The sequence below is a fragment of the Rahnella sp. 1L-D-7-B-C2 genome (assembly GCF_057290995.1).
The window spans coordinates 28,150-53,540 of record NZ_JBXAVQ010000016.1 but is presented as its reverse complement, the minus strand read 5'-3'; the positions used below and the strand labels follow the sequence as shown (position 1 = coordinate 53,540).

Sequence of the window (25,391 nt, the reverse complement as noted above, 5' to 3'; positions counted from 1 at the left end):
ATGTTAACACAAGCTGTTGAGGATGAAGAAAAGTCGAATTTTTTAGCCTTTTATAACTTGTTCAAAAAAATCGATGAAGGGTCTCTAAATATTGCGCTATCACTGCATAAGCTTTGTGAATAAAGTAAGTTCCATTCCGGGGGCGGACTGGTTATAACCAAGCGCATCCCTATGTATCTCACAGTTAAGGAACTCTCTCATGAGCAAAGTACTCGTCCTGAAATCAAGCATTCTGGCTAACTTCTCTCAGTCTAACCAACTGGCTGATTACCTTGTCACCCAATATCAGGCTGCCAACAGCGGTTCTACCGTAACTGTTCGTGACCTAGCCGCTGACCCGATCCCGGTACTCGATGGTGAACTGGTTGGCGCACTGCGTCCTTCCGATGCTCCGCTGTCACCACGTCAGGAAGAAGCGCTGGCGCTGTCTAACACCCTGATCGACGAACTGCAGGCGCATGACGTGATCGTTATCGCGGCACCAATGTACAACTTCAACATCCCGACTCAGCTGAAAACTTACTTTGACCTGGTTGCCCGTGCTGGCGTGACGTTCAAATACACCGAGAAAGGCCCTGAAGGTCTGGTGAAAGGCAAACGCGTAATCGTGCTGACCAGCCGTGGTGGTATCCATAAAGACACCCCAAGCGATCTGGTTGCCCCTTACCTGTCTCTGTTCCTGGGCTTCCTGGGCATGAGCGATGTTGAGTTCGTTTACGCCGAAGGCATCGCGTACGGTCCTGAAGTAGCGACCAAAGCACAGACTGATGCAAAAGCAGCCATCGACGCAGCAATTAAAGAACTGGCTGCGGCATAATTTTCACAATCAGAGCGCGGTCTACTCTCTTTAAAATCTGTGTCTGAAACCCGCTTCGATGTTGTTGTGAAAACCCTCTTGCGCGCTGAAAAGCGCGCTTTTTTATTGATAACTAATGTGCTTAACCTTGTCGCTACTTTCCCAAATAATGAAAGATACGGTGTAATAATCAGTGTAAAAATCAGTTTGCTCCCGCTCAGGATCCTGAGTAAAACGTATACTAATATGATAAGCCAATCCTGATTCAAATTTATAACCAAACAACGGCATACAGGTGTCTTTTCTAATTACCCGATATTCACCTGCATTATCAAAATGCTTTGTAAAACCAGGTGGTTCACCCCATTTTTCGATATGTATTGATTTCAGTTTTTGTTTTTCAGTTCTCCCTGGTGTTGTAATACATAATGCTCCCGCGACATAAGACGCTTCAGCTTCAGCTGAAGGGGTGATTCTGTCGCCTAAAAAACACCCTGACAAAGTGAGTGCAATAGCTAATGGGCCTATTTTTTTATGCATTACTCATTCCTTTAATAATGAGGGAAGTTTGTCAAAATCAGTTCATAATATGATTGTACACTTTCCAGAATATCACCATTGTAATTAATATATCGATTATTACTCCAACCATGCTCACCATAAATTTTTAGATAAAAATAATCAGAGATAATGGCTGCTTGTTGTTCCATAGAGTACTCGACTAACCGGCTCTTTCCTTTAAAATCATAATGATAGTCAACAGCCCAACTCATACTTCCTCTGAACTTTACCCACATGCCATTTTGATACTGCCAAACATGCGTCATTTCATGGATAAATAGATGCTTCTTATCTGGATTTGCTGCTGAAAAATCATCTTGATAATTTGCTCCTCTAAAATAAAGCCCACCACTGGGAGTCATTCCCGTGTCTACATTTTGTAACCCAAAGGGAAGATAACTGCCTAAATGGATCCACACCCTTGCGTAGTCGATGTAACTGCCAAAGACTGTCCGGGCAAGCGCTATCTCACCTAGAGTTAATCTTCTTACCTGCCCCTCACGGGTCAGTTTTTTCATCGATAACCTTTCCATAACGACCATAAATACGCTCCCTGTATTTCTTTGATTAGATAGTGTCGCTCCAGATGCTGTAGCCAGACGTTCCGGCGGTATGGTGCTTCCAGGTAATGGTTTCATAGACAACTGAAATCATTTCCTCAGGCTCTTTCTCAGGATTATCCAGAGCATGAGGGGCTCTTATGCTGTGGCGCTCAATGGTCGCACTTCTGACTTCCACGGTGAAATGTTTCTCTTGTGCTCCCACAGAAGAGGTTCTGTAAAAATCAAAGAATAAATCCATTTTTTCATTATTGGAAATTGCCATTCCTATTAGCGGTGTTGACTTATCGATTAACTTAATAAAACTCACAGGCCGATGTTTTACATTCATATTTCTCACAATTTCATGTTCAAAGTGAATGACAAATATTTCGTCACGATGACCAGATTGATACTTGTTACCGATGGAGTCATAGGTAGAACAACCAGCAGAGATTAAACCTTGCTTCTGCCCTGTGATCTTTACGTAAATCGCATTTGCCACTTTCAACATCCTTATATTTATATTTATTAAAGATTCATCAATGTAAAAAACAAACAAAAAACATTCATTAAACTAATGAATCGTTGAGTAAATAAAACCGTTTATATCAAAGCAGACCAAACGTAATAATACAACAGATGTATTAATTACTTTTTTCTGATTCGAATATATAAGTGTGAAACTGTGACAATCAGGAAATTACAGAAAGGGATCAGAAAGGAGTAAGTATCCAACAATACTCATCGAAAAATAGTCACGGAGAGTGATTCACTCTCCGTCAGCCAGTTAAACAATCTTCACTTATTTTTATCTCTTACTTCTGCAACCACTTCCCATTAATCCCTCGCACCCATTCGCCTTTTCCGGCTCTGGCGACCAGCTTTTGTCCCGCGAGTTTGGCGACATCATCGGTGGTGACCTGATTATCCTGGGCGACTTGCTGATACTGCTGTTTGCGTGCATCGTTGATGCGCGTGGCAAATTCGATACTTTGTGCATCCTGCTTCACCGGTGCCAGATAGCCGGACAGCGTTTCGCCGACCAGCCCCTGTTGCTTCGCTTCGCCGAGCGTCAGCGCGTACGCCTGACCACACAGCAGCAAGCCGGTAGTGAGCAGCGTGAGGCTGATTCGTTTTATAAAGGCTCTGGACATATGCGCTCCTAGAACAGGTCGTTCTTGCTTTTCAGCAGATTCTCGACGTCTTTATCCACTTTGATGTGGATCTCGTGCTCGATTTTGACGTTCATGTTGATAGTGATCGGCTCTTTCGGCGCAGCCAGTTCGATACGCGGCACGCAGCCACTGAGCATCATGATGCTCAGTGCCAGGCTCGGGCCGATAAGTCGCAATTTCATTGTTCCTTCCTCAAGGTTTTTTCCTCTTTCTGCCCGATTGCAGCGGGGCTTTTCGATAGCGAATTGGCCGGCAAAGCGATCTGTTGCTGCAACCATTCCTGAAGATTGTCGCCAAAGCGCAAACTGCGCCACAGCTGATAAATATTTTCCTGATGGGTGTAATTGAGCACGATCTCGCGTTTTTCTTTCTCACCACCGTGGCTGTTATCGATGTAATTCACACCGTCCACTTTCGCCGCCATGGTCAGTTCGCCGAGATTATCCAGGCTCACCTGCGCTTCAGAGCGGCTGATTTCCAGGTAGCGCAGCAGACCAATCACCAGCCCATTGGCGAAATTACCACTCGCCATCGCATCGGCGAACTGCTGGTCGAGGCGCAGGGTCAGACCACCGTCATTTTTGATCCAGCCGTTGTGAATAATCCATTTAGGATTATCGACATAAAGAGGGAGTTCGCCGTAAATCAGACCGGACATCGCCAGTTGCTTCGGTTTCAGCGCGGTAAACAATTCGCTGAGATTGATTTTTTCCAGCTTAAGCACCGCCGCATCATGCTGTGGCATCCGCAACGCCGAAAGACTGAGATGCCCGCGCAGCGCGTCCACGCCCAGATTGCTCAGCGTCAGCGGCTGCGCCTCACTCCACGGATAATTGCCCTGCAAATCCGCCGTAATATTGTTCATGGTGATGAGATTGTTCACCTCACCAATGCGCAGCGTAACGGGTTGTTTAACGCCCAGTTGCCAGACCGCGTCTTTCAGCCGATATGGCAGGCTGAAATCCAGCCCGCTCAGATCGCCGTCTTTCAGCCACATGCCGCCTTTTTTTACCACCCAGTGGCCACCAGCGATAAAGCCCTGTCCGCGCGCGGCGGAGAATGCCGACTGCGCGTAGAAAGATCCTTCACGTAATTTGATGTTGAAATCCGGCGTGAGCAGCGTCTGGAAGGCGGTCAGCTGTTGTTTCGGCCACCAGCCTTCACCGCGTAAACGCTCGCCGTCCCAACGGCCGGTAAGGCGGATCGGGCCGATCGGTTTGGCATCCAGCGATCCGTGCATATTGAAATGTGACGGCGTATCGCCGCTGAGCTGTAACGTCAGGGTCGCAGGGGGCAGATAACCGCCGTTATCGAAGGCGATTTTTTTGGCAACCAGTTTGATGTCGCCTTTAAATACCGTCGGCAGATCCGGATACTGCTTTTTGAAACGTTCCGGTATCGGCCTCTGCCAGACAAAGGGTTGTTCAAGCGTCAGGCGCGGCGCCTCCACATCGACGATGCCGTAATGTAAGCGGGCAAATCCGGTAGACAGACTGTTTACGCTTATCACGTTATCATGCCACTGGCCCTTGCCGGACATATCCCAGCGGCCATTCAGCGGCGGCAGATGGCCATTGCCCCAGTAGTTGAAATCCCAGCGTCCGGCGTCCGGCCAGAATTCCTGCGATTTCCCGTTCAGGTGTAAATCAAATTTTCCCCAGTAGCTGTGCCGGGCTTTGAGGATCGCCTGCAACGGCCCGCTAACGCCCTGCGCCGACACTTTCACTCCCGCCAGCGGCCAGCGCGCGTCCGTGATGGTGAGATTCGTCATGGGTTTACCCCATGCACGCAGCAGGGAACCGCTTTTCAGCGCCAGCGTCGGGTTCAGCACCGAGCCGCTGAGCACGCCGGGCAGCGACGCGCTCAGCGACGTCGCCTGTAAATTTGCCTGACCGGTCAGCCGGAAATCCAGATTACTGTCGAGCAGCCCGATGCGCCCCGGCCCCATCGTCAGCACGACGTTGGCTTTGCCGTTGTGCCCCTGGGTCAGCACATTCAGGCGCGCGGTAATATTGGTTTGATCAAAAGTCTTCGTCCAGTCGCTGAACGTGATATTAACGCCGCCTGCCAGCGGTTGTGCAGCATAAGGCCAACGCCACTGGCCTTGTGCAATCTGCAACGATTGGCCATTAAGCTGCCACGGCAACATCGCCAGCGGCTGTTCGCTGCCCTTTTCGGTCAGCGTCAGCACGCCTTCTGTCGCCTGCCAGCTCAGCTGAACATCCAGCGGATTGGGTACCTGCGCAGTGTGCATTTCGGCATGCAGTTCGCCGGATTCGGGCAGGCGGTCGAACGTCGCGGGAAGCAACAATTTGCCACTCAGGGTGATCGGCTGTTCACTGCCCGGCGGCGTGAGGCTGAAAGTATGAATTGCCAGCGTGCGGTCGCCATCCAAAATGGCATCAAGCGTCAGGGACTCGCCGGCAAAGGAAAGATGCTGCACGCCCTCGGTGTTATCAAGCTGCAATTTACCGGCGTAACGCTGCCACGGTGTGACAGAGAAATGGGCGATATTGACGCGACCGGCGGGGATCATCTTCTGTATATCGGCCAGCGAGAGCGCAGCGGATTGCTTCTCCCCGGACGGCAGTTTGGACAGACAGGCGGTATCGACAGTCAGTGTATCGAGGTCTACTGCCCAGCGCCCTGACGAGTTGCTCAGGCGGGCATCTTTCGCGTCAGCCAGCGTGCAGTCACCGGCTACATAACGCAGCCCCGGCAATTGCAGCGCGCCGTTGGACCAGTGAGGAGAACCTTTTAGCGCAAGCTGTGTCCCTTTCGGCAGCCAGTGGCCGGCGACGGACGGCAACCAGCGCGGCACCGTTTTCCATAACAGCCACATCAGCAGTAACAGAATCACCACTATACTCAGGATCACCTGTACGCCTTTCTTAAGTCCGTTGTGCATGACGTGCCTTGTTCTATTCTTCGCTGATTGTCTAACTGCCCGCAAGATATCACAATTAGCGTAACAACTGATGGTTGAAAAGCCAGTATCCCACACCCAAACAGCACGGGATAAATTGTCTGCCACCTCGCGCTCTGTTAGTTTGGTTGCATAGCGCGAATTGTTTCTGAAACGGTTTATTCCTTAGAAAACATCAGGAAACAGTATCGCCAGAGATTCAAACTCACTGCGGAGAAACACCATGAAAGTGGCTGTCTACAGTACTAAAAATTACGACCGGAAATATCTGGAACTGGTGAATGAGCATTATGGCTATGAGCTGGAGTTCTTCGATTTTCTGCTGACGCCGCAAACGGCGAAAACCGCCATCGGCGCGGATGCAGTATGCATTTTCGTGAATGATGAGGGTTCGCGTGAAGTGTTACAGGAGCTGGCAGCGCTGGGCGTGAAGACGCTGGCACTGCGCTGTGCGGGCTTCAACAACGTTGACCTGGAAGCGGCTAAATCCCTGGGGATTTCTGTAGTGCGCGTACCGGCATATTCTCCGGAAGCCGTCGCGGAGCACGCCGTCGGTATGATGTTGTGCCTGAACCGCCACATTCATCGCGCCTATCAGCGCACCCGTGAAGCCAATTTTTCACTGGAAGGGCTGATCGGATTCAATATGTACCAGCGCACTGCCGGAATTATTGGTACCGGTAAAATCGGCGTGGCAACGATGCGGATCCTGAAAGGGTTTGGTATGCGAATTCTGGCATACGATCCGTACCCAAGCCCGCTGGCGCTTGAGCTCGGTGCAGAATATGTCGATCTGGACACGCTGTATGCCGAATCTGACGTCATCTCCCTGCACTGCCCGCTGACGCCGGAAAACCATCATCTGCTCAATGCGCAGTCGTTTGCCAAAATGAAAGACGGCGTGATGATCGTTAACACCAGCCGTGGCGCACTGCTGGATGCCAGCGCCGCCATTGACGCGCTGAAAAACCAAAAAATCGGCGCGCTGGGAATGGACGTTTACGAGAACGAACGCGATCTGTTCTTCGAAGATAACTCCAACGAAGTGATCCTCGATGACGTCTTCCGCCGTTTGTCTTCCTGCCACAACGTTCTGTTCACCGGCCACCAGGCCTTCCTGACCAGTGACGCGCTGACCAGTATTTCCGAGACCACGCTGATGAATATTGATCAGCTGTCGAAAGGCGTGACTTGCCCGAATATACTGACGGCGTAAGCGGTTTCATACAGGTCAAAAGGCTCACTTCGGTGAGCCTTTTTCATGCTAAAAATCTAGAGGCTCAGCACCCTGCTAATCTCCGTCCCGTAGCCATTAATCGACAGCACATCCCCTTCGAGCGTGACCGTCGCAAACGGCAGGCTGTTTTCGCCATCCACCATACCTTTCAGGGTAATGAAGTCGGTATCTTCCACACGGTCGTAACCTCCCCGATGATCGTGCCCGGCAAAATAAGCGCGCACCTGATAACGGCACAGCAGTTCCACCAGCGTTTCGCAGTTCCACAGATTGTGGCTGTTGACCGGCGTCAGCGGATAGTGCCCGAAGACCAGCACCGTTTCGCCCTGCGCTTTCGCCTCTTTCAGGTTGTACTCGATCCACTCCAGTTGCCTGCGCCCTACCGCTCCATTCCACGGCTGCGCCTGCGATTGCTGACATTCGGTCAGTTCATCGAGCATGAATTCCGCCAGCTGACGGTCGTCGCCGTTGGCGTGATTACAGTACAGGCTGACGTCGTTGCCGTCGATCACCAGAAAACGGTAGCCCGGCAGGCTGAACTGATAATAACTTTTCGGCAAACCGAGCGCCGGGGTCTGCGCCCCAAGATGTTGGGATATTACCTGTGCATCGTGATTGCCGATCAACACCGCATGCGGATGGCGCAGCGCACCGTAACGGCTGATGACCGGATCGAAGCTGCACCAGTCGCGGTCTACCAGATCGCCGAGCGTCACTACAAAATCGAGTTTTACATCATTGAGCTCAGTGATGGCAGTGGCCAGTTTATTCAGGCTGTTGCGGTAGTGGCGATCTTTCTCAGCGTCGACGTCCGCATACTGTGGGTCGGCAATCAGACCGAACCGCAACCGCTGGCCGGAAATCATTTCATTAAAGACTTCAGGCGGCTGGTAAAACGTGCTCACTTTACCGAGTGCCTCTTTCTGCTCTTCAGACAGCGTTGATGAGGACGGAATAACGGTCATAACGTGCTCCTGTCGGGCGGTTTAACGAATGCCTGCCCGCATAAAGGATTGAACAAACTGACGCTGGAACACCAGAAATAGCAGTAACAGCGGCAAGACGGTCATCAGGGTGGCAGCGCTGATCAACGCCCACTGCACGCCCTGTTCAGGCGCAGAAAACAGCTGAAGCCCGACCGTAATCGGCCGCACTTTGACAGAATCTGTGATCACCAGCGGCCAGAGGAAATCGTTCCAGTGGAAGCTTATCGACACCAGCGCAAACGCCACGTAAATCGGTTTCGCCAGCGGAATATAGATTTTGCGCAAAATGTAAAAGCGGCTGGCACCTTCAACGATGGCCGCTTCTTCCAGCACCAGCGGAATACTTTTGAACGTCTGGCGCAGCATGAAAATCGCAAACGCTGAGGCAAAATACGGCAGCGCAATGCCCAGCAGACTGTCGCGCAATCCAAGTGCGCCGATGGTTTTATAGTTGTTGAGGATCAGCACGTCCGGGCTAATCATCAGCTGCAACAAAATCAGCGCGAAAATCACGCCGCCGCCTTTCATCTTGAAACGCACCAGCGCGTAAGCCGCCAGCGTCGCCAGCACCATCTGGCAGACGACGATCATCAGCACCAGCAGTGTCGTGTTGAGGAAATACCGGGCGAACGGCGCGGCGTGCCAGGCGTTGATGAAGTTCTGCACCGTCAGCGGCGCAAACAGCGAAAAGCTACCCTGCTCAGAGGCGGGATGAATTGCCACCCAAATGGAGACCAAAATGGGTAAAAACCACAGCAACGCTGCCAGCCAGGTGATCAGGTTCAGGCACATTTTAGAAAAATTGGTCTGCTTCACTGATAGTGCGCCCTTTTGTCCATCAGATTGAATTTAATCAGTGCGATCGATGCCAGAATCGCCAGCAGCACAACGGTCATCGCCGAGGCATACGGCAAATCCCAGTAACTGAAGGCAGTGCGGTAAATGTAAAACAGCAGCAAACTGGTGCTGTTGTTCGGCCCGCCGTTGGTCATGGCGATAACCTGATCGACAATACGAAACGCGTTCATCGAGGCGTTGATCAAAATAAACAACGTGGTCGGCATCAGCAGCGGCCACTGCACACGGCGAAAGAAAAAGCGGCGCGATGCCCCTTCTATTTCGGTGGCTTCGGAGAGGCGCGGATCGATTTGCTGTAGCGCGGCGAGATAAAAAATCATGAAAAATCCGGCTTCGCGCCATACCGATACCGCCATCAGGCTGTAAAGCGCAGTATCCGGCTGGCCCAACCAGTTAACGGCGGGGAGCGAAAACAGCGCCAGCAGTTTATTCAGTAAGCCCAACTGAGGTGTGTAGAAAAACAGCCACAGGTTGGCGATCGCCACCATCGGCAATAAAGAAGGAATGAAAAACGCCGCGCGGGTGATAGCGTTGCCGCGCAGACGGCGGTTGACCGCCAGCGCCATCAGCAGCGCCAGCACCACCGACAGGGGAATAGTGATCGCCGCGTACAACAGGTTATTGCGCAGCGAGAGCAAAAACGTGTCGTCGTCAAGCAACGCACGATAGTTATCCAGCCCGACAAACTGCGCCGGATGTCCGTTGCGCGCGGCGCTGAAGACGCTTTCCCAAATGGTTGCCAGCGCCGGGTAATGGGTAAACAGCAGCAGAAAGCAAAGCGCCGGTAACAGCAATAAATAACCGTACAGCTGCAAAGACAACCCGCGTGTGCGGGGTGCCGGTGCGACAGAGTGCAACGTGCTCATGTCGTTCCTTATTGATAAGGTTTCAGCAAGCGGTCGGCCTGTTTCTGCGCAGAACTCAGCGCCTCGGCCGGGGTTTTCGCCTGGGTGACGGCGGCTTCGATCGCGTGGTTCATCAGTTCCTGAATCTGCACGCTGTTGTAAGTCGATAACTCAGGCTGGGAATATTTCAGCTGCTCGCGGGCAACCAGCGCCTGCGGCACTTTTTTCACGTAATCCTGCATGACCGGCGTTTCCCAGGCGGCGGGCGACGTGGCGACATAACCGGTCGCGATACTCCAGCGCGCAGCCTGCTCAGGCGCAGACACCCAGCGGATAAACTCCATCGCCGCTTTCTGTTGTTCCGGCGTGGTGTTTTTGAAGACGTACAGGTTACCGCCGCCGGTCGGGCTGCCGCGCTGAGTTTTCTCCGGCAGCATCGCTACGCCGAACGGGAATTTAGCGTTGTCGCGTACGGTGGTCAGGTTGCCGGTGGTGGTCACCATCATGGCGGTTTTACCATCGATGAAATCCTGCGGCGTGGTGCCCCAGGCGATCGCGCCTTTTGGTGATACGGCATCTTTCTGTGCCAGATCGGTCAGCCACTGCAAAGCTTCGACGTTGGCCGGCGTGTCAAAGGTCACTGCCGTGCCTTTGCCGTTATCCAGATGGCTGCCGTTGGTGGCGGCTATCCCCTGAAAGTTCCAGTAGCCGTTTGGCGTGGAGGGGATCTCGATGCCCCACTGTTTAACATCGCTGCCATCGCGTACCACCAGCTTCTTACCAAAATCGACCACCTGCTGCCAGTTAGCGGGCGGTGTGTCGCCGTTCAGACCGGCTTTCTCAAACGCCTGTTTGTTCCAGTACAGCACCACGGTCGAACGCTGGAACGGAATGCTCCACACTTTGTCCTGAATGTGGCGGATAAATGCCGGATAGAAACTGTCGATCCACTTTTTGCCGTCGGCATCATTCGCCAGGTCGCTGACCGGCAGGATCGCGCCAGCGTCGATCAGGGAATAAGCCTCAATGTCGCCGATCACAGCGATCTGCGGAGCGTTACCGCCGCGAAAGGCGGTCAGCGCTTTGGTCACTGTGGTGGCGTAATCACCGGTGTAGACCGGCTGAATACTGATATCCGGATGCGTTTTCTGGAAATCTTCCACCAGCGTATCCACCGTGTGGCTGATTTTCCCGCCAACGGCAATCGGGTAATACATTTGTAATTTGACCGGATCGGCCGCGAAGGCTGAGGTGCCGGTAATCAACAGTAAAGCAGTAGCAAGGCGTGACAAGCGATGAGCAGGTGACATAGTTTTCCCTTTGGCATTCATAGTGTGCGAAGTCATAAAAGTGAATAAAATCAAAATATAAAATCAGACGGCGACGCGGGTTTTCGAAGGTAAACAGGCGTGCTCAGCGCGATAACAGCGTTTGCCGCCCGCGCTGAAGAAAAAATACTGCGCGCCGGTGGCCCATTGCAGCCCGACAATCTGGCCTTCGGCAAAACGTTTCATCCCCGCCACTTTCACGGTGAGCGGCTCGGGGTACCCGGCTAACGCGCAGACCACCAGCGTGTCTGCGCCCATATATTCGTGGCTGACGACCTGTGCGGTCAGGCCGGCATTCGCGGCGTCAGTCAGTTGAATGTCTTCCGCACGCAGCCCGAGGCTGATGGCCTCTTCGTCGAGATTTTCCACCACCGGCACCGGCATGTTGGCGAGATAATGATGCGAACCGCGACGCACCAGCGGCAAAATATTCATCGGCGGCGCGCCAATAAACTGCGCGGCGAAAATACTGGTCGGGTTGTTATAGAGGTTGTCCGGCGTGTCGTGCTGTTCGATGTGGCCATCGTTAAGCAGAATGATCTTATCGGCCATGCTCATGGCTTCGGTCTGATCGTGGGTGACGTACACCATCGTCAGGCCGAGCTTCTTTTGAATCGCACGTATTTCACGGCGCATGCTCTGACGCAGTTTGGCGTCGAGGTTGGACAGCGGCTCATCCATCAGACACAGCTTGTTATTGGCGATCACCGCACGCCCCAGCGCCACGCGCTGTTGCTGCCCGCCGGAAAGTTGCGCAGGCAACCGGTCAAGCAACTGTTCCAGCTCCATCAGCTTACTGACTTCGGCTAACCGCGAGGCGAACTGACGTTTATCCTCGCCCCGCGCACGCAGCCCGAATAGCAGATTTTCGCGCACGCTCATGTGCGGAAAGAGTGCATAAGACTGAAAGACCATCGACAGTTTGCGTTCAGATGGCGAAAGCGCGGTGACATCTTCCTGACGAAATAAAATAGCGCCGCTGTCGGCGGATTCCAGTCCGGCAATGGTGCGCAACAGGGTGGATTTACCGCAACCAGAAGGTCCCAGCAATGCAATAAACGCCCCCTCTTCCACATCAAAACTGATGTCGTCGAGGGCGACCTTATTTCCCCAGGATTTCTGGATATGACGCAGTGATAGATAGCTCATGCCCGTAATAATTCTCTCTGACCGGTGATGGGCATAACCTAACGGGGCAAAATGACGGTTTTATGATGAAGAGATGACGGCAGGAAGACAGGCCGGATTCAGCACGAAGATAAGCGCAACTGACGCCAGTTTCCTTGCCTTCATAATCAGCATCGTCTGCGTTAAGACTTCCACGCAACCCGTGAGCTGAGGGCGATGTACAAATTGTAGAACGCATACGGTGCTAAGAATAAAACCTGCCCTACAGTCAAAGACTATAGAGCAGGTTACTGCTATCAGCCGGTCAAACCACCCGCCAATGTCGTGCAGTATTGCCCTGACGTGACTTGCTCAGGATTGCTGCTGGTCATCAAATCGACATAGGTAAAGGATGAAGGGTTATCACGGTTTAAATCCCAGAATCCAAGAAAATTTAACCCGTTGGTTTTCGCGAAACTTGCCAGTTGGAGAGCATCATCCAAATTAAACATCGCACCGTCATCATTTAAACCAATCATCGGAGTGATGGCGACATGTGCATACAATTGTTTGTCGTCATAAGTTGGGTAAAGCGTGGCAAGTTGTGACTTAACCGATTTCGCCGCTTTTATGGCCGAGAACCCCATGTCTGCATCGTCAACCGGGTTAAAATAATCCATCGCCATACCATTCACGATAAAACTCACACCGGCGGCTTTCGCCGTAAGAATAATTTTCATCCCGACTTCCGTCAGTCCGGTGGGCATGACCGGCAGAGTCAGGCTGATGACAACCTGAGGTTTTGATTTCTGCACGTTGGCCAGCGCAGCGAAGATCTTATTCATATCATACAATCCATTCTCTAAATCAAAGTCCAGGCCTTTGGCCTGATACATATTGATCGCTGAGATATAAATATTCTCCAACTCTGCGGCAGAGAAATGGGTTGAGATATCGCTATTTGATGCACCACCAAAGGAAACAATAGTTTTCAGCCCAGCCGCATTAATGTCTTGAGCAAGAGGGATGGCCCAGTTTAACGGCATGGCATCATTCCCCCCCCAGCATGGGTTATTGTTCGGAGATAAGGTAATAAAACCGAATACCAGACCATCCGTGTGCCATGCACTTGCCTCATGAGAATAAAGAGGGTTTGGACGACCTTGCGGATATTTTTCCCAGTCATCCCATTGCGCATTTACAGTAACATCGATGAAAGGCGTTAAATAAGTAGTCATGAGCACTTCCTTTTAAATAAGTAATTTATTAGTGACTGAAAGCCAGTTATCAGGCAAATCAGAAATAAGTGAGTCATCATGAATAGCGGTGCATTGCTGTTCACGAGAAATAGAATACCTATTCAAAAGATCCGTACAAACGAAAATAATATTATTAACGCGATCGAATCGGATTTTATTTTAATAAATTAAATGATTGTTTATTATTTATAATTAATCACAAGGCAACTCTTATTGAGAATCAGCATCCATCAGCGTGATTCAATAAATTCCAGGTGAGGATACGGCAGCGTTTTTAAAAATTTCAATAATATAAAACAGCATCATTGATTTTACCGATGCTGTTTTAGAAAAATGTGTTTACGACATTCCTGTCAATGGTTGCATCTTTTGCATGCAACTCAAAACCAGATATTCCAGTCATGCAGCAACACAATCAACATAAAAAAATGCACATAAACAAAAAAAGCACCATTATTGTCGCAATTACAGATAGTTACATTTACCACGCCTGACTCTACCCTTGCTGCTGTTTCAGTGAAATCTTCTTGCTCATCATCAGCCTGAAGAATTTTTTCTTCTTTGTCATCTTCTTCTTTAAGAATGAGTTTATATCCGCGATTTCTTACTGTGATTAATGAATTACTGAAACCACATATCAACAATATTTTTCTCACACGATGTATCAGTTGAAAAAGGTTATCGAAGTCAATGTGACAGTCATCTTCATTCGGCCATAAATTGCTAATTATCCTCTGTTTATCAAGAACCTCCCCCTCATGCGCTATTAAAAAATTGAGCAGATTCATTTCCATCATGGAGATATGTATTTTCTTTCCATCTGAATAAACACACTTTTCGTTTACATTAACATAACAGTCATCGCTTAATTTAAACATATTTACTCCGACATTTTGTTGCAACCAATACCCTTTTAATATAATCACGCTTAACAATTATTAAAGTAAAGTATTTTTTCAAAACAATACGCATATCATATTCACAGTAATATTTATAACGTAAAGACTTGATTGCATATAAAATAAAAAAATCCGCGATTCTTATTAATATTAACAACCTTTATTTTTCTATAAAACAAGAAAGCGTCAAAACATCACATCCAATTCTGTTATGACATGTAAATTTCTTTAATAAGATCGTAAATGGCGTAACAAAAAAAATAAAATCCACCTGATTTTATCGGAATTTTTATCGTGACATTATGACTAAACGTTTCACAGAAAATTAAAAATAGCGAGACTGCTTTCTAATAAATATTCAGTAAGAAAAAGCTCTTTGCAGAAGAGTTACCAGGTGAGGTGGTGATGCCTGCACATGTGCAAAACAGCTCGAAATGACGCTTTTGTGATCGGGAGATAACGGCAGGAAAACAGGACTGATTTGAGGCCGGAAGGCGCGCAACGTTGCGCCTCCGGCCAGAGGTTAACGATTAACTATTCTTTGATGACATAGGTGATCTGATAGTGCCCGGAGCCGACTTCTGCCGTTAAACCCGTCGCATTGCGGACGAAATCTACTCCGTCGGTTTCTGGCACAGAATCTGCCGCAAGCAGCGAAATTGTCGCCGTCGAATTGGCCGGGATGCTGACGTCCAGCCTCAGGGTTTTGCCTTGCGCATCTTCCCCGGTGACTTTCCATTGCACACTGATTTCACCGTAAACCGAGTGATAACCGGCCCTCACCCAGTCAAGACCGCCGCCCGTCAGCGGGCTGATCAGGGCATGTTTAAAGCCCGGTTGCTGCTCGTCCGCCTCAATCCCTGCCACCACGCGGTACAACCATTCGCCTACTGCGCCATAGGCATAATGGTTGAAGGAATTCATGTCCGCGCTCCACATCGAGCCGTCCGGTTTGATGCCGTCCCAGTGTTCCCAGATGGTGGTGGCACCCGCTTTCACCTGATAGAGCCAGGAAGGAAAATCGTCTTTTAACAACAGTTCCCAGGCTTCCTTCGCCCGCCCATTCTGACTCAGCGCATGGCAGAAATACGGCGTGCCGACAAAACCGGTGACCAGATGACCACCCTGTTCTTCTAACAGCTCAACCAGCGTGTCCGTCGTTCTCTGACGAAAAGCGTCAGGCACCAGATTGAAATAGAGCGCCAGAATATAGGCGGTTTGTGTTCTCGCCGCCAGACGTCCGGTCGGCGTGAAAAACTCCTCCTGAAAACTGCGGACAATGGCGTGATGCAGCGCCAGATAGCTTTCGTGATCGGCCTGACGGTTTAACGCTTTGGCGGCTTTAGCGAACAGCAGCGTGGACCAGGCGTAATAGGCCGTGCAGGTCAGATCATTCGGCGTCGCGCCGAAGTAGCTGCCCTCTTTGGCATCCAGCGCCACCCAGTCGCCGAACTGTAACCGGTAACGCCAGATGTTATTTTCCGCATGCGCCTGCATGAAATCGATCCAGCCTTTCATGCTGTCATATTGATTTTCCAGCACCCGCGTGTCGCCGTACATCAGGTACATCGTCCACGGGTTGATGACCGCCGCATCCGCCCATGCCGATGCAGAATGCGTACCGCCGCCGGACAGCAGACGATCCTCACCGCAACGTCCGTCGAGGATATCCGGGATCACATGAGGAACGCCGCCCTCTGGCGTTTGGTCAAAGCGCAAATCGGTCAGCCATTTGGCGAAGAAATTGCGCGTCTGCATCAGGTAACTGGCGGTGCGGCAGAAGATCTGCGCATCGCCCGTCCAGCCGAGACGTTCATCGCGCTGCGGGCAATCCGTCGGCACATCCACAAAGTTACCTTTCAGCCCCCAGAGAATATTGTGATGCAGCTGGTTGAGGTCCGGATTCGAACAGGCGAAATGCCCGGTTGGTTCCATCGCGGAATGCAGCACGATGGCGGTGAAATTATCCAGATTTACCTCACCCGGATATTCTTCGACTTTCACATAGCGGAAACCCTGCCAGGTGAAATGCGGATGATAAATCTCTTCACCGTCGCCTTTCAGGGTGTATTCGACCCGCTGTTTGGCCGAACGTAAATTATCCAGATAGACATTGCCATTCGCATCCAGTACTTCGAAGTGACGCAATATCACTTGGTCGCCCGCGCGGCCTGTGGCTTTAAATTCCACCCAGCCGCTTAAGTTCTGACCGAAATCAATCACCCTGTCGCCTTCGGGGGTAATGATCATTTCTTGTGGATTCAGTAATTCTATCTGGCGGACTTTACAACTTCCCTGCGCGGTCAGCGTTGTTTTATCGTACCGGACAATATTTACCGGTCGCCATGACGTTGCCGGATAATCTTTATTATCCCAGCCGCTCAACTCTTTTCTGGCATCGTAAATTTCACCGTCGTAAATTTCAGAGAAAAGAATCGGAGAATTATTTCCTTTCCAGCCACTGTCGGAATAAATAATATCTTTTTTGCCGTCGTTGTAGTGGATCACTAACTGGCATATCAGCGCCGTCTGTTCGCCATAATAATTACGATCGCGGGTAAAGCCCATATCGCCTTTGAACCAGCCTGCGCCTAAAATAGCACCCATCACATTCTCGCCGCTTTGCAGCAGACCGGTCAGATCATAGGTCTGATAAAGTAAATGGTGATGATAGCTGGTCCATCCCGGCGTCAGTTCATCGTTGCCGACTTTCTGGCCGTTTAAATGAAACTCATACAGCCCCAACGCGCTGACGTGTAAAACAGCAAAAGCAATATCACCGGCATTATTAATTGCGAAAGATTTTCTCAGTGACGTGGTGGCCGAACTGTTTTTATCTGCGGGGGTTTCTGCGGAGATAAATTCCGCCTGCCAGCCGCTGTTGAGTAAGCCAGTGATGAAATATGCAGCAGAGCACCAGTCGCTGGTTTGACCATGATTATCCTGAACCTGCACGCGGACAAAATAACGCGTCGAGGGTTGTAATGATATTTCACCAACATCCAGGTTATTCGACGTTTCACTGTTCACTTTCCCGCTGTCAAAAATAACGGTGCTAAAATTCTCATCCGGAGAAATTTGCAACCAGTAAGAGACTTGCTTTACGTTGCGGTTGTGACTTTCAATTTCCCAGCCAATGACCGGCATCCGATCCACACCTTGTAATACCGGCTCCAGATCCAGGGTTAGTTTTGCAATGGACAACATAATTCAGCACTCCTTAATGACGGCATATTATTGAAGGGTGAGAGGGAGAGTGTTCAGATTTTTCTGCGGACAAGCCCGGAGAAAGGTAACGGTTTTCTTCAATATAATTTTCGGACTCGCTCTTAAATTCATTTCGCTGTTTGCCGTGGAAACATAACCAACCGACAAATAACCCCAAAGCGACAATGGTAGATAAAATTGAATACAGCGCGACAGGTCCGGCATCGAGTAATAATGGCGTGACAAACGCCAGCAGCCCGCAGGAGAGTCTGGAAATCGCCACGATGACGCCCTGCGCCGTTGATCTCAGCATGGTCGGGAAAGATTCCTGCGACCAGACTTTCATGATCCCTTCGAAAGCCAGGCCGCTGCCGAGCGCGGTAAAGAACAGGCAGCAGAACCAGGAAAGTGGCGAGAAGTTAAAAATGACCGGCAGGAAAAAGCCCCCGGCAAAGCAGAATGCGCCGACGATAAAGGTCGGGATACGTTTAGGCGTATCGACGAAGCGCATGAACAATAGCCCGGCGATCACGCCGACCGGCAAGGTCAGCAGATTCCACAAAGAGTTTTTCTCGACGCTGATACCGACCACATTGACGGCGACGTAGGTGCCGAACTGCCCGCCGGTATTGGCGGCCAGGTTGGTGAAAATATAGAAGATGCACAGTGAGACAAAGGGCAGCAGATACTTGCCTTTGACCAGATCCCGGTACGCCACTTTCTGCGCGCGAACGGTGGTCAGACCTTTTTTGAACTCACTACGGGCGGTGAGCCACATCGGGGATTCCGGGATCGTACAGCGCAGTGCCAATAAAATCACCGCCACGGCGCACACGTGCAGATACATCAGCTGTCCGCCGACATGCCCCCAGCCGCCGACCACGGCGGAGATCGCCATCGTGGTGACGATACCCAGAAACCACAGCAGGTTAGACAGACCAATAATTTTGCCGCGATTTTTATCCGTGGCGGCTTCGGAAATGGTCGCCAGCGAAACCGGTAAATCCGCGCCCGTGGCCAGACCGACGAAAATCGTACCGGTTAACAGCATCGGAAAATGATTACCGAACGCTAATAACAGCGTGCCAACAATAATCATGATCATGGTGGCAATAAATACCCTTCGCCTCCCGTAACAATCCCCCAGCCTGCCACCGAATAATGCGCCAAGTGCAATACATAAGGTTAATATTCCGGAAAGAACACCTATTTCAAAGGATGAAGTACCTATTGCTTTTTGATATATCACCAGTGCGGTACCGTTTGAAACAATGGCGGCTGAATCAATATAAGATGCCATCCCTGATACCACACCCACGTACCAGGGATTGGGTTGTTTGATTATAAACATAATGATTCCTTTAGAGGTTATTGTGATGATTAGCACTTCATCTCTTTATTCCCTGTGATTTATCTAAATATGTTATTTGTTGTCATCAGATCACACTATTACTCACACGTGCGCGCTCCTGAGAAGGCGTTCGCGAGAATTGCTTTTTATAGGCTTCCGTCAGCCTGGCGTGATGGGTAAATCCGCACATCAGCGCAATTTCACCAATGGCGTAATCCGTGGTGCGTAATAATTCCTGGGTTTTAAGCAAGCGGTAGCGTAACTGGAATTTCTCTGGTGTATATCCGGTGGTCTGTTTTATAAAACGAAACATGGTTCGCTTAGTAATACCGCTGGTTTCGCACAACCCCTGCCAGCTGATAGCGCAGTGGTAGTTTTCAAGAAGATGGTTGAGCAGGTAACGCTTGCCGTTTTCTGTCCGGCCTGATTTTTCTTCTTTTTTCGTCGCGCAGCAATAAAGTAAGCTGATGATGGAAAGCAGCGCTGACTCGGTAGAAGAAAAATAATCCGCATCGGAATCGAGATCGCTTTTATTATTCATCACGCCCGCCAGCCGGATAACAGCTTCCAGTTCAATCTCACTCAGCGCCACCCGTTTATTTTTTAGCGGCGATGTTCGCTCCCTTATCCCTTCTTTTAATACATCAATATTTTTAATAAAATGAAAAGGCCGGGTCCGGTGCAACAAAATATTAATCACGGACAATTCATTTGCCGATTCATAGCAGTGTATATCACTGGCAGACACCAGAAAGAAATCACCCTGACAAATAAACTGCACCTGATCGTTAATAATATGAAATCCGCTGCCGTGGCGGACAATGACCAGTTCATCAAATTCGTGCGCGTGGACATCCTCCATCATCTGATGGTGCATATCAAATAAGCTGAACGCATGTTCGTCTGAAAGAAAGAAATCATCGACGCGTAATATCTTCATCTCTTCACCGGTTAATTGTGAAAATGGCGTATTCCTTTATATCCTCACGCATATTATAAACGATAATTTTCGATGTAATGATTAGACCGTAATAACGATGACAAGTCCATATAGCGCGGTGGCACTGTGGCGTAAACGACAGTGATGTTAGTTTCACTTTCGACAATCGTATTGGGTTCAGGGGTGAATAACGCGGTCGCGGGAGGCGATAAATTGCACAAAGGTAAAGGGTTAACGCCTTAACCTATTCACGCTATAATGGACGAGAAAATGACGCATTTGTCAGGTGAATCTATCGACAAGACGGATGCGGATGGAATATATCTCAGGAGAGAAGATGAAAAAGGCACTGTTTATTCTGGCTACGGCCATGGCTCTGAGCGCATGCAGCATGAATCAGAACACGGCGGTTAAACAAACCGACTTACAGCATCATCGTTTTGAGCTGCTGAGCGTTGACGACCAGACCGTTCCCGTCGCGCAGGGGCGCATTCCGGAGATTGAGTTCGGTGAGAAAATGCACGTTTCCGGCAAGATGTGTAATAACTTCTTCGGACAGGGTGAACTGCAAAACAGCGTGCTGACCGTCAAAGGTCTGGCCTCAACCCGCATGCTGTGCAGCGACGAAAATCTCAATAAATGGGATCAGGTGATCGGTGAAGTGCTCAACAATGGCGCGGCATTAAACTTACAGGATCATAAACTGACCCTGACCCAGGGTAAACATACGCTGGTATACCGCCTGAAAGACCGCATGTAATCACCCAACTTACCTGCAAAAACGCCAAACCTGAGTTTGGCGTTTATCCCGCAGTACAGCGGCCTTGCATTAATGCCGTTTCTGAACACTGGCGACCATTTGACATGGAGCACATCCCGACGCGGCTGCCATCAAGCTGCGGTGCCAGTCGCAATTGCCCGCCCGCCATCGAACAGGCTGCATAAGCCGGGCTGTCCATATTCACGGTACGCGCGCCGACATTCACGCTGTTGCCTTTTTGTGGAACATCAGCCGAATCTTCATGGCTGCTGCAGGCGGCTAACACCAGCACGCCGGTGGCCAGTAACACGCGAAACGCAGTGATCATCTGTCCTGCTCCTGAAAAGTAGGTTGTAGCGGGGAATTTTTTAGAACGGTCATCATATCCGACGTTTTTCATCTGCGTCGAGTCCTCCTGCGAAAGAACATCAACTTTTTCCTAAAAAACGGGCTTTTGTTCATAAACCGAAACACTTTTCTTTCCTGCGCAAGCCAAATCATTCACCTGACTAATAAAAACCCATGCACACAATCAGGATAAATTGATTATTCCGCCCTCTGCTAAGCTTTTATCATTCTTGCCAGCATAACCAAAAGTTTGCTGGCCTGTTTTTGTGAGCAAGCAAAGGGTATTCCATGATCACCACTGACGGTAATAACGCAGTCGCTTCCGTGGCTTATCGTACTAACGAAGTGATTGCTATCTACCCGATCACGCCGAGTTCTACCATGGCCGAAATTGCAGGCGCATGGTCTGGCGAAGGGAAGAAAAACGTGTGGGGCGATGTCCCGACGGTAATGGAAATGCAGTCGGAGGCCGGGGCGATTTCCACTGTCCACGGCGCGTTGCAAACCGGCGCGCTGTCCACCTCTTTTACTTCGTCGCAGGGTCTGCTGCTGATGATCCCGTTACTGTACAAACTGGCCGGTCAACTGACGCCGTTTGTGCTGCATGTTGCTGCCCGCACCGTCGCAACGCATGCGCTGTCAATTTTTGGCGATCATTCAGATGTCATGGCCGTTCGCCAGACCGGTTGCGCCCTGCTCTCTGCCGCCAGCGTGCAGGAAGCCCAGGATTTTGCGCTGATTTCACAGGTCGCCAGCCTCAACAGCCGCGTGCCGTTTATCCATTTCTTCGACGGTTTCCGCACCTCGCACGAAATCAATAAAATCGCGCCGCTGAGTGACGATACGCTCCAGCAGATGCTGCCTCAGGCGCAAATCGACGCCCACCGCGCACGCGCACTTTCGCCCGATCATCCGGTCATTCGCGGCACGTCCGCCAATCCGGACACCTACTTCCAGTCGCGCGAAGCCACCAACCCGTATTACAACGCCACCTGCCAGCACGTCATTGACGCCATGAATGCTTTTGCCGCCCTCACCGGCCGTCAATATAAGCCGTTCGAATACGTCGGCGATCCGCAGGCTGAACGCGTGATTGTGCTGATGGGATCGGGTATCGGCACCGCCGAAGAAGTCATTGAAACCCTGAACGCACGCGGCGAAAAAGTCGGTGTATTGAAGGTGCGTCTGTATCATCCGTTCAGTGCAGAACATCTGCTGGCCGTGCTGCCACAAAGTGTTAAAAGCATCGCGGTGCTCGATCGCACTAAAGAACCAGGCGCACTGGCGGAGCCGCTTTATCTCGACGTAATGACCGCGCTGGCGGAAGCCTATTCACGCGGCGAACGCGATTCGCTGCCAAAAGTGATCGGCGGACGCTACGGATTGTCCTCGAAAGAATTCGGCCCCGACTGCGTGCTTTCCGTGTTTCGCGAACTGTCGCTCAGCCAGCCGCGTCCGCGCTTTACTGTGGGGATTTATGACGACGTGACCGGCCTTTCATTGCCGGTAATTGAAGAAGAGTTGCCTGAACGTGCCTCGCTGGAAGCCTTGTTCTACGGGCTGGGGAGCGACGGTTCCGTCTCAGCGACCAAGAACAATATCAAGATTATCGGCAACAGCACACCGATGTACGCGCAGGGCTATTTCGTTTACGACTCCAAAAAGGCCGGTGGCCTCACGGTATCGCACCTGCGTGTCAGCGAAAACCCGATCAAATCCGCCTATCTGGTGACACAGGCTCATTTCGTTGCCTGTCATCAGTGGCAGTTTATCGACCTGTATCAGATGGCCGAACGCCTGCGCCACGGTGGGATCTTCCTGCTGAATACGCCCTTCAGCGCCGAAGAAGTCTGGGCGAGACTACCGCTGGAAGTTCAGGCTACGCTGCATCAGCGCGAAGCGCGTTTCTACGTCATCAACGCCGCGAAAATTGCTCGCGAATGCCGCCTCGGCGCGCGTATCAATACCGTCATGCAGATGGCCTTTTTCCACCTGACCAAAATTCTGCCAGGTGATGAAGCGCTAAAAGAATTGCAGGGCGCAATTGCCCGCAGCTACAGCAGCAAAGGTGAAGACGTGGTCACCCGCAACTGGATGGCACTCGGCGCGACGCTGGAACAACTGGTTGCCGTACCGTTGGAGCCGATCCCACAAAATCCGCATAAACGTCCGCCGATTGTGTCCGATGCCGCACCGGATTTCGTTAAAACGGTGACTGCCGCGATGCTGGCAGGGCTTGGCGATGCGCTGCCGGTTTCCGCTTTCCCGCCGGACGGTACCTGGCCGACCGGCACCACGCAGTGGGAGAAACGCAATATTGCCGAAGAAGTACCGATCTGGAAGCCGGATTTGTGTACTCAGTGCAACCACTGCGTCGCCGCCTGCCCGCATTCTGCGATCCGCGCCAAAGTGGTTCAGCCGCAGGAAATGGAAAACGCGCCGTCGGCATTGCATTCGCTGGACGTGAAATCCCGCGATATGCGTGGTCAGAAATACGTGCTTCAGGTCGCACCGGAAGACTGCACTGGCTGTAATTTGTGTGTCGAAGTCTGCCCGGCGAAAGATCGTCAGGATCCGTCGATTAAAGCCATTAACATGGCCGACCGCATTGAGCATCTGGAAGTCGAACGCGCCAACTACGATTTCTTCCTCAAGCTGCCTGAAATTGATAAAACCACGCTGGAGCGCATCGATATCCGCACCTCGCAGCTGATCACTCCGCTGTTCGAGTATTCCGGTGCCTGCTCCGGTTGTGGCGAAACGCCTTATATTAAGCTCATCACCCAGCTGTACGGCGATCGTTTGCTGATTGCTAACGCTACCGGTTGCTCCTCGATTTACGGCGGTAATCTGCCGTCAACGCCGTACACCACCAACGCCGAAGGCCGGGGCCCTGCATGGGCAAACTCGCTGTTTGAAGACAACGCCGAGTTCGGTCTGGGCTTTCGCCTGACGGTCGATCAGCACCGTCGCCGCGTACTGCGTCTGGTGGCATCACTGGAAGAACATATTCCGGCTGAATTGCTGGGCGGCCTGCGTGACGACACCGTCACGCCGGAAGTAAAACGTGAAAATGTCACCGCGCTGCGTAAAATTCTGGCGGATATCGATACTCCTGACGCCCGTCAGCTGGCGACCGACGCCGATCACTTAGTGGATAAATCCATCTGGCTGATTGGCGGTGACGGCTGGGCTTACGACATCGGCTTCGGTGGTCTGGATCACGTCCTCAGCCTGACTGAAAACGTCAACGTGCTGGTACTTGATACCCAGTGTTATTCCAACACCGGTGGTCAGCAGTCGAAAGCCACGCCGCTCGGCGCGGTCACGAAATTCGCCGAACAGGGCAAGCGCAAATCGCGCAAAGATCTGGGCGTCAGCATGATGATGTATGGGCATGTGTACGTTGCACAGATTTCGCTTGGCGCGCAGCTGAACCAGACGGTGAAAGCCATACAGGAAGCCGAAGCCTATCCGGGGCCGTCGCTGATTATCGCGTACAGCCCGTGCGAGGAGCACGGCTACGACCTTGCGCTCAGCCATGATCAGATGAAACAGCTGACCACTACCGGATTCTGGCCGCTGTACCGGTTTGATCCGCGTCGCGTGGAGGAAGGTAAACCGGCACTGGCGCTGGACTCCCGTCCGCCGGGCGCAGGGCTGACGGATACGCTCAACAACGAACAGCGTTTCCGCAGGCTCAACGCCCAGCAGCCGGAAGTCGCTACCGCGTTGTATGCGGCGGCAGAGAAAGATCTGAAGCAGAAGTATGAGTTTTTGGCCATGCTGGCGGGGAAAAGTGCTGACTAAGGTCAGCTTTTAAATCAACGTCAAGGTCAAAGTCGTGGGCGCCGGCCCACACCGGGTTAAGGGGCGTAAACGCGCCCCTTAACAATCCTGCGTTTATTTTAAAAAGCGCTATCGCGGGAATGATGGACCTGTTCTGCGGCTAAGGAGGGTGGCGCAAAACCCTGCCGCTGCGCGGTACCTTCTCTCGGTGCTGGAGCCTAAGGTCTCCAGCCCGCTCCGTTCAGCAGGATTTTTTGATCGCGCCATCTCACCATTTTCAAAGACAAGACCAAGTCATTTTCTATTTTTCTATTTTTCTATTTTTCTATTTTTCTATTTTTCTATTTTTCTATTTTCTTTTTTCGTCCTGAGTCGGTGAGGTTGTGACCTAAAAAGTGTCTGGCCGCGTTCAAAAATCGCGCCGTAGCGAGAGGTGGAAAACCGCGCGTCTTTTTGCGCGGGTTGTAACCCGAGCGA

Annotated in this window: 21 protein-coding genes; 4 read left to right on the top strand and 17 right to left on the bottom strand. The window is 51.1% G+C overall.

Translation table 11 applies throughout. From position 1 onward, the window contains the following. Positions 1-199 precede the first annotated feature (199 nt). Positions 200-817: an FMN-dependent NADH-azoreductase gene (locus AC0Z7K_RS19800; protein WP_485615595.1), complete on the top strand. Its 618-nt coding sequence runs from the start codon at positions 200-202 to the stop codon at positions 815-817. A 102-nt stretch (positions 818-919) separates the two neighbouring features. On the opposite strand, the gene AC0Z7K_RS19795 is transcribed toward AC0Z7K_RS19800, so the two are convergent. From AC0Z7K_RS19795 to AC0Z7K_RS19770, 6 genes are all read right to left on the bottom strand, one after another. After that, the gene (locus AC0Z7K_RS19795) at positions 920-1,336 is read right to left on the bottom strand and encodes a putative T6SS immunity periplasmic lipoprotein (RefSeq protein ID WP_485615594.1); all 417 of its coding nucleotides are present in this window, start codon (positions 1,334-1,336) and stop codon (positions 920-922) included. An 11-nt stretch (positions 1,337-1,347) separates the two neighbouring features. Next, positions 1,348-1,875 carry a type IV secretion protein Rhs gene (locus tag AC0Z7K_RS19790; RefSeq protein WP_485615592.1) on the bottom strand — a complete coding sequence of 176 codons (528 nt, stop codon included), beginning with the start codon at positions 1,873-1,875 and terminating at the stop codon, positions 1,348-1,350. 49 nt (positions 1,876-1,924) lie between these two features. Continuing rightward, positions 1,925-2,410 (bottom strand): Hcp family type VI secretion system effector, encoded by a 486-nt coding sequence (locus AC0Z7K_RS19785; RefSeq protein ID WP_485615620.1) that lies wholly within the window; start codon positions 2,408-2,410, stop codon positions 1,925-1,927. 304 nt (positions 2,411-2,714) lie between these two features. Beyond that, positions 2,715-3,053 carry a YdbL family probable chaperone protein gene (locus AC0Z7K_RS19780; RefSeq protein ID WP_413528931.1) on the bottom strand — a complete coding sequence of 113 codons (339 nt, stop codon included), beginning with the start codon at positions 3,051-3,053 and terminating at the stop codon, positions 2,715-2,717. Positions 3,054-3,061: 8 nt separating this feature from the next. Beyond that, positions 3,062-3,256, bottom strand: coding sequence for a YnbE family lipoprotein (locus tag AC0Z7K_RS19775; protein ID WP_485615589.1), 195 nt, complete (start codon positions 3,254-3,256; stop codon positions 3,062-3,064). Next, a complete protein-coding gene (locus AC0Z7K_RS19770; protein WP_485615588.1) occupies positions 3,253-5,982 on the bottom strand; it encodes a YdbH family protein in 2,730 nt (909 codons plus the stop codon). The genes AC0Z7K_RS19775 and AC0Z7K_RS19770 overlap by 4 nt, the downstream gene beginning before the upstream one ends. A 241-nt stretch (positions 5,983-6,223) precedes the next feature. Between AC0Z7K_RS19770 and AC0Z7K_RS19765 the strand changes: the two genes are divergently transcribed. Further along, positions 6,224-7,216 carry a 2-hydroxyacid dehydrogenase gene (locus AC0Z7K_RS19765; RefSeq protein ID WP_413528934.1) on the top strand — a complete coding sequence of 331 codons (993 nt, stop codon included), beginning with the start codon at positions 6,224-6,226 and terminating at the stop codon, positions 7,214-7,216. Positions 7,217-7,272: 56 nt separating this feature from the next. Here AC0Z7K_RS19765 and AC0Z7K_RS19760 read toward each other — a convergent pair whose 3' ends face one another. From AC0Z7K_RS19760 to AC0Z7K_RS19715, 10 genes are all read right to left on the bottom strand, one after another. Beyond that, positions 7,273-8,202 carry a metallophosphoesterase gene (locus AC0Z7K_RS19760; protein WP_485615587.1) on the bottom strand — a complete coding sequence of 310 codons (930 nt, stop codon included), beginning with the start codon at positions 8,200-8,202 and terminating at the stop codon, positions 7,273-7,275. A 21-nt stretch (positions 8,203-8,223) separates the two neighbouring features. Then, the gene (locus AC0Z7K_RS19755) at positions 8,224-9,015 is read right to left on the bottom strand and encodes a carbohydrate ABC transporter permease (RefSeq protein WP_485615619.1); all 792 of its coding nucleotides are present in this window, start codon (positions 9,013-9,015) and stop codon (positions 8,224-8,226) included. A gap of 20 nt (positions 9,016-9,035) precedes the next feature. Next, complete coding sequence (locus AC0Z7K_RS19750) at positions 9,036-9,947, bottom strand: carbohydrate ABC transporter permease (RefSeq protein ID WP_485615586.1); 912 nt, start codon at positions 9,945-9,947, stop codon at positions 9,036-9,038. An 8-nt stretch (positions 9,948-9,955) separates the two neighbouring features. Next, a complete protein-coding gene (locus tag AC0Z7K_RS19745; protein WP_485615584.1) occupies positions 9,956-11,236 on the bottom strand; it encodes an ABC transporter substrate-binding protein in 1,281 nt (426 codons plus the stop codon). 63 nt (positions 11,237-11,299) lie between these two features. Continuing rightward, positions 11,300-12,403, bottom strand: coding sequence for an ABC transporter ATP-binding protein (locus tag AC0Z7K_RS19740; protein ID WP_413528939.1), 1,104 nt, complete (start codon positions 12,401-12,403; stop codon positions 11,300-11,302). Positions 12,404-12,678: 275 nt separating this feature from the next. Next, the gene (locus AC0Z7K_RS19735) at positions 12,679-13,599 is read right to left on the bottom strand and encodes a chitinase (RefSeq protein WP_485615583.1); all 921 of its coding nucleotides are present in this window, start codon (positions 13,597-13,599) and stop codon (positions 12,679-12,681) included. Between the two features lie 401 nt (positions 13,600-14,000). Further along, positions 14,001-14,498: a winged helix-turn-helix domain-containing protein gene (locus AC0Z7K_RS19730; protein WP_485615582.1), complete on the bottom strand. Its 498-nt coding sequence runs from the start codon at positions 14,496-14,498 to the stop codon at positions 14,001-14,003. Between the two features lie 555 nt (positions 14,499-15,053). Beyond that, entirely contained in the window at positions 15,054-17,726 is a 2,673-nt protein-coding gene (locus AC0Z7K_RS19725) for an alpha-L-rhamnosidase (protein ID WP_485615581.1), read from the bottom strand. A 13-nt stretch (positions 17,727-17,739) separates the two neighbouring features. Further along, positions 17,740-19,026 carry an MFS transporter gene (locus AC0Z7K_RS19720; protein WP_485615618.1) on the bottom strand — a complete coding sequence of 429 codons (1,287 nt, stop codon included), beginning with the start codon at positions 19,024-19,026 and terminating at the stop codon, positions 17,740-17,742. A gap of 136 nt (positions 19,027-19,162) precedes the next feature. Next, on the bottom strand, positions 19,163-20,017 hold the full coding sequence (locus AC0Z7K_RS19715; RefSeq protein ID WP_485615580.1) for a helix-turn-helix domain-containing protein: 855 nt from the start codon (positions 20,015-20,017) through the stop codon (positions 19,163-19,165). A gap of 337 nt (positions 20,018-20,354) precedes the next feature. Here AC0Z7K_RS19715 and hslJ point away from each other — a divergent pair, with 337 nt between their 5' ends. Continuing rightward, positions 20,355-20,777 (top strand): heat shock protein HslJ, encoded by a 423-nt coding sequence (hslJ, locus tag AC0Z7K_RS19710; protein WP_485615579.1) that lies wholly within the window; start codon positions 20,355-20,357, stop codon positions 20,775-20,777. Between the two features lie 43 nt (positions 20,778-20,820). Here hslJ and AC0Z7K_RS19705 read toward each other — a convergent pair whose 3' ends face one another. Beyond that, positions 20,821-21,105, bottom strand: coding sequence for a putative hemolysin (locus AC0Z7K_RS19705; RefSeq protein WP_413528944.1), 285 nt, complete (start codon positions 21,103-21,105; stop codon positions 20,821-20,823). Between the two features lie 308 nt (positions 21,106-21,413). Between AC0Z7K_RS19705 and nifJ the strand changes: the two genes are divergently transcribed. Beyond that, positions 21,414-24,935, top strand: a complete 3,522-nt coding sequence (gene nifJ / locus AC0Z7K_RS19700) for a pyruvate:ferredoxin (flavodoxin) oxidoreductase (RefSeq protein ID WP_485615578.1) — start codon at positions 21,414-21,416, stop codon at positions 24,933-24,935. Positions 24,936-25,391: the final 456 nt, after the last annotated feature.

What these genes read in the sequence shown, in the direction of transcription:
- AC0Z7K_RS19800 (WP_485615595.1), top strand. Translation starts at nt 200, where the DNA reads ATGAGCAAAGTACTCGTCCTGAAATCAAGCATTCTGGCTAACTTCTCT.
- AC0Z7K_RS19795 (WP_485615594.1), bottom strand. Translation starts at nt 1,336, where the DNA reads ATGCATAAAAAAATAGGCCCATTAGCTATTGCACTCACTTTGTCAGGG.
- AC0Z7K_RS19790 (WP_485615592.1), bottom strand. Translation starts at nt 1,875, where the DNA reads ATGAAAAAACTGACCCGTGAGGGGCAGGTAAGAAGATTAACTCTAGGT.
- AC0Z7K_RS19785 (WP_485615620.1), bottom strand. Translation starts at nt 2,410, where the DNA reads ATGTTGAAAGTGGCAAATGCGATTTACGTAAAGATCACAGGGCAGAAG.
- AC0Z7K_RS19780 (WP_413528931.1), bottom strand. Translation starts at nt 3,053, where the DNA reads ATGTCCAGAGCCTTTATAAAACGAATCAGCCTCACGCTGCTCACTACC.
- AC0Z7K_RS19775 (WP_485615589.1), bottom strand. Translation starts at nt 3,256, where the DNA reads ATGAAATTGCGACTTATCGGCCCGAGCCTGGCACTGAGCATCATGATG.
- AC0Z7K_RS19770 (WP_485615588.1), bottom strand. Translation starts at nt 5,982, where the DNA reads ATGCACAACGGACTTAAGAAAGGCGTACAGGTGATCCTGAGTATAGTG.
- AC0Z7K_RS19765 (WP_413528934.1), top strand. Translation starts at nt 6,224, where the DNA reads ATGAAAGTGGCTGTCTACAGTACTAAAAATTACGACCGGAAATATCTG.
- AC0Z7K_RS19760 (WP_485615587.1), bottom strand. Translation starts at nt 8,202, where the DNA reads ATGACCGTTATTCCGTCCTCATCAACGCTGTCTGAAGAGCAGAAAGAG.
- AC0Z7K_RS19755 (WP_485615619.1), bottom strand. Translation starts at nt 9,015, where the DNA reads ATGTGCCTGAACCTGATCACCTGGCTGGCAGCGTTGCTGTGGTTTTTA.
- AC0Z7K_RS19750 (WP_485615586.1), bottom strand. Translation starts at nt 9,947, where the DNA reads ATGAGCACGTTGCACTCTGTCGCACCGGCACCCCGCACACGCGGGTTG.
- AC0Z7K_RS19745 (WP_485615584.1), bottom strand. Translation starts at nt 11,236, where the DNA reads ATGTCACCTGCTCATCGCTTGTCACGCCTTGCTACTGCTTTACTGTTG.
- AC0Z7K_RS19740 (WP_413528939.1), bottom strand. Translation starts at nt 12,403, where the DNA reads ATGAGCTATCTATCACTGCGTCATATCCAGAAATCCTGGGGAAATAAG.
- AC0Z7K_RS19735 (WP_485615583.1), bottom strand. Translation starts at nt 13,599, where the DNA reads ATGACTACTTATTTAACGCCTTTCATCGATGTTACTGTAAATGCGCAA.
- AC0Z7K_RS19730 (WP_485615582.1), bottom strand. Translation starts at nt 14,498, where the DNA reads ATGTTTAAATTAAGCGATGACTGTTATGTTAATGTAAACGAAAAGTGT.
- AC0Z7K_RS19725 (WP_485615581.1), bottom strand. Translation starts at nt 17,726, where the DNA reads ATGTTGTCCATTGCAAAACTAACCCTGGATCTGGAGCCGGTATTACAA.
- AC0Z7K_RS19720 (WP_485615618.1), bottom strand. Translation starts at nt 19,026, where the DNA reads ATGGCATCTTATATTGATTCAGCCGCCATTGTTTCAAACGGTACCGCA.
- AC0Z7K_RS19715 (WP_485615580.1), bottom strand. Translation starts at nt 20,017, where the DNA reads ATGAAGATATTACGCGTCGATGATTTCTTTCTTTCAGACGAACATGCG.
- hslJ (WP_485615579.1), top strand. Translation starts at nt 20,355, where the DNA reads ATGAAAAAGGCACTGTTTATTCTGGCTACGGCCATGGCTCTGAGCGCA.
- AC0Z7K_RS19705 (WP_413528944.1), bottom strand. Translation starts at nt 21,105, where the DNA reads ATGATCACTGCGTTTCGCGTGTTACTGGCCACCGGCGTGCTGGTGTTA.
- nifJ (WP_485615578.1), top strand. Translation starts at nt 21,414, where the DNA reads ATGATCACCACTGACGGTAATAACGCAGTCGCTTCCGTGGCTTATCGT.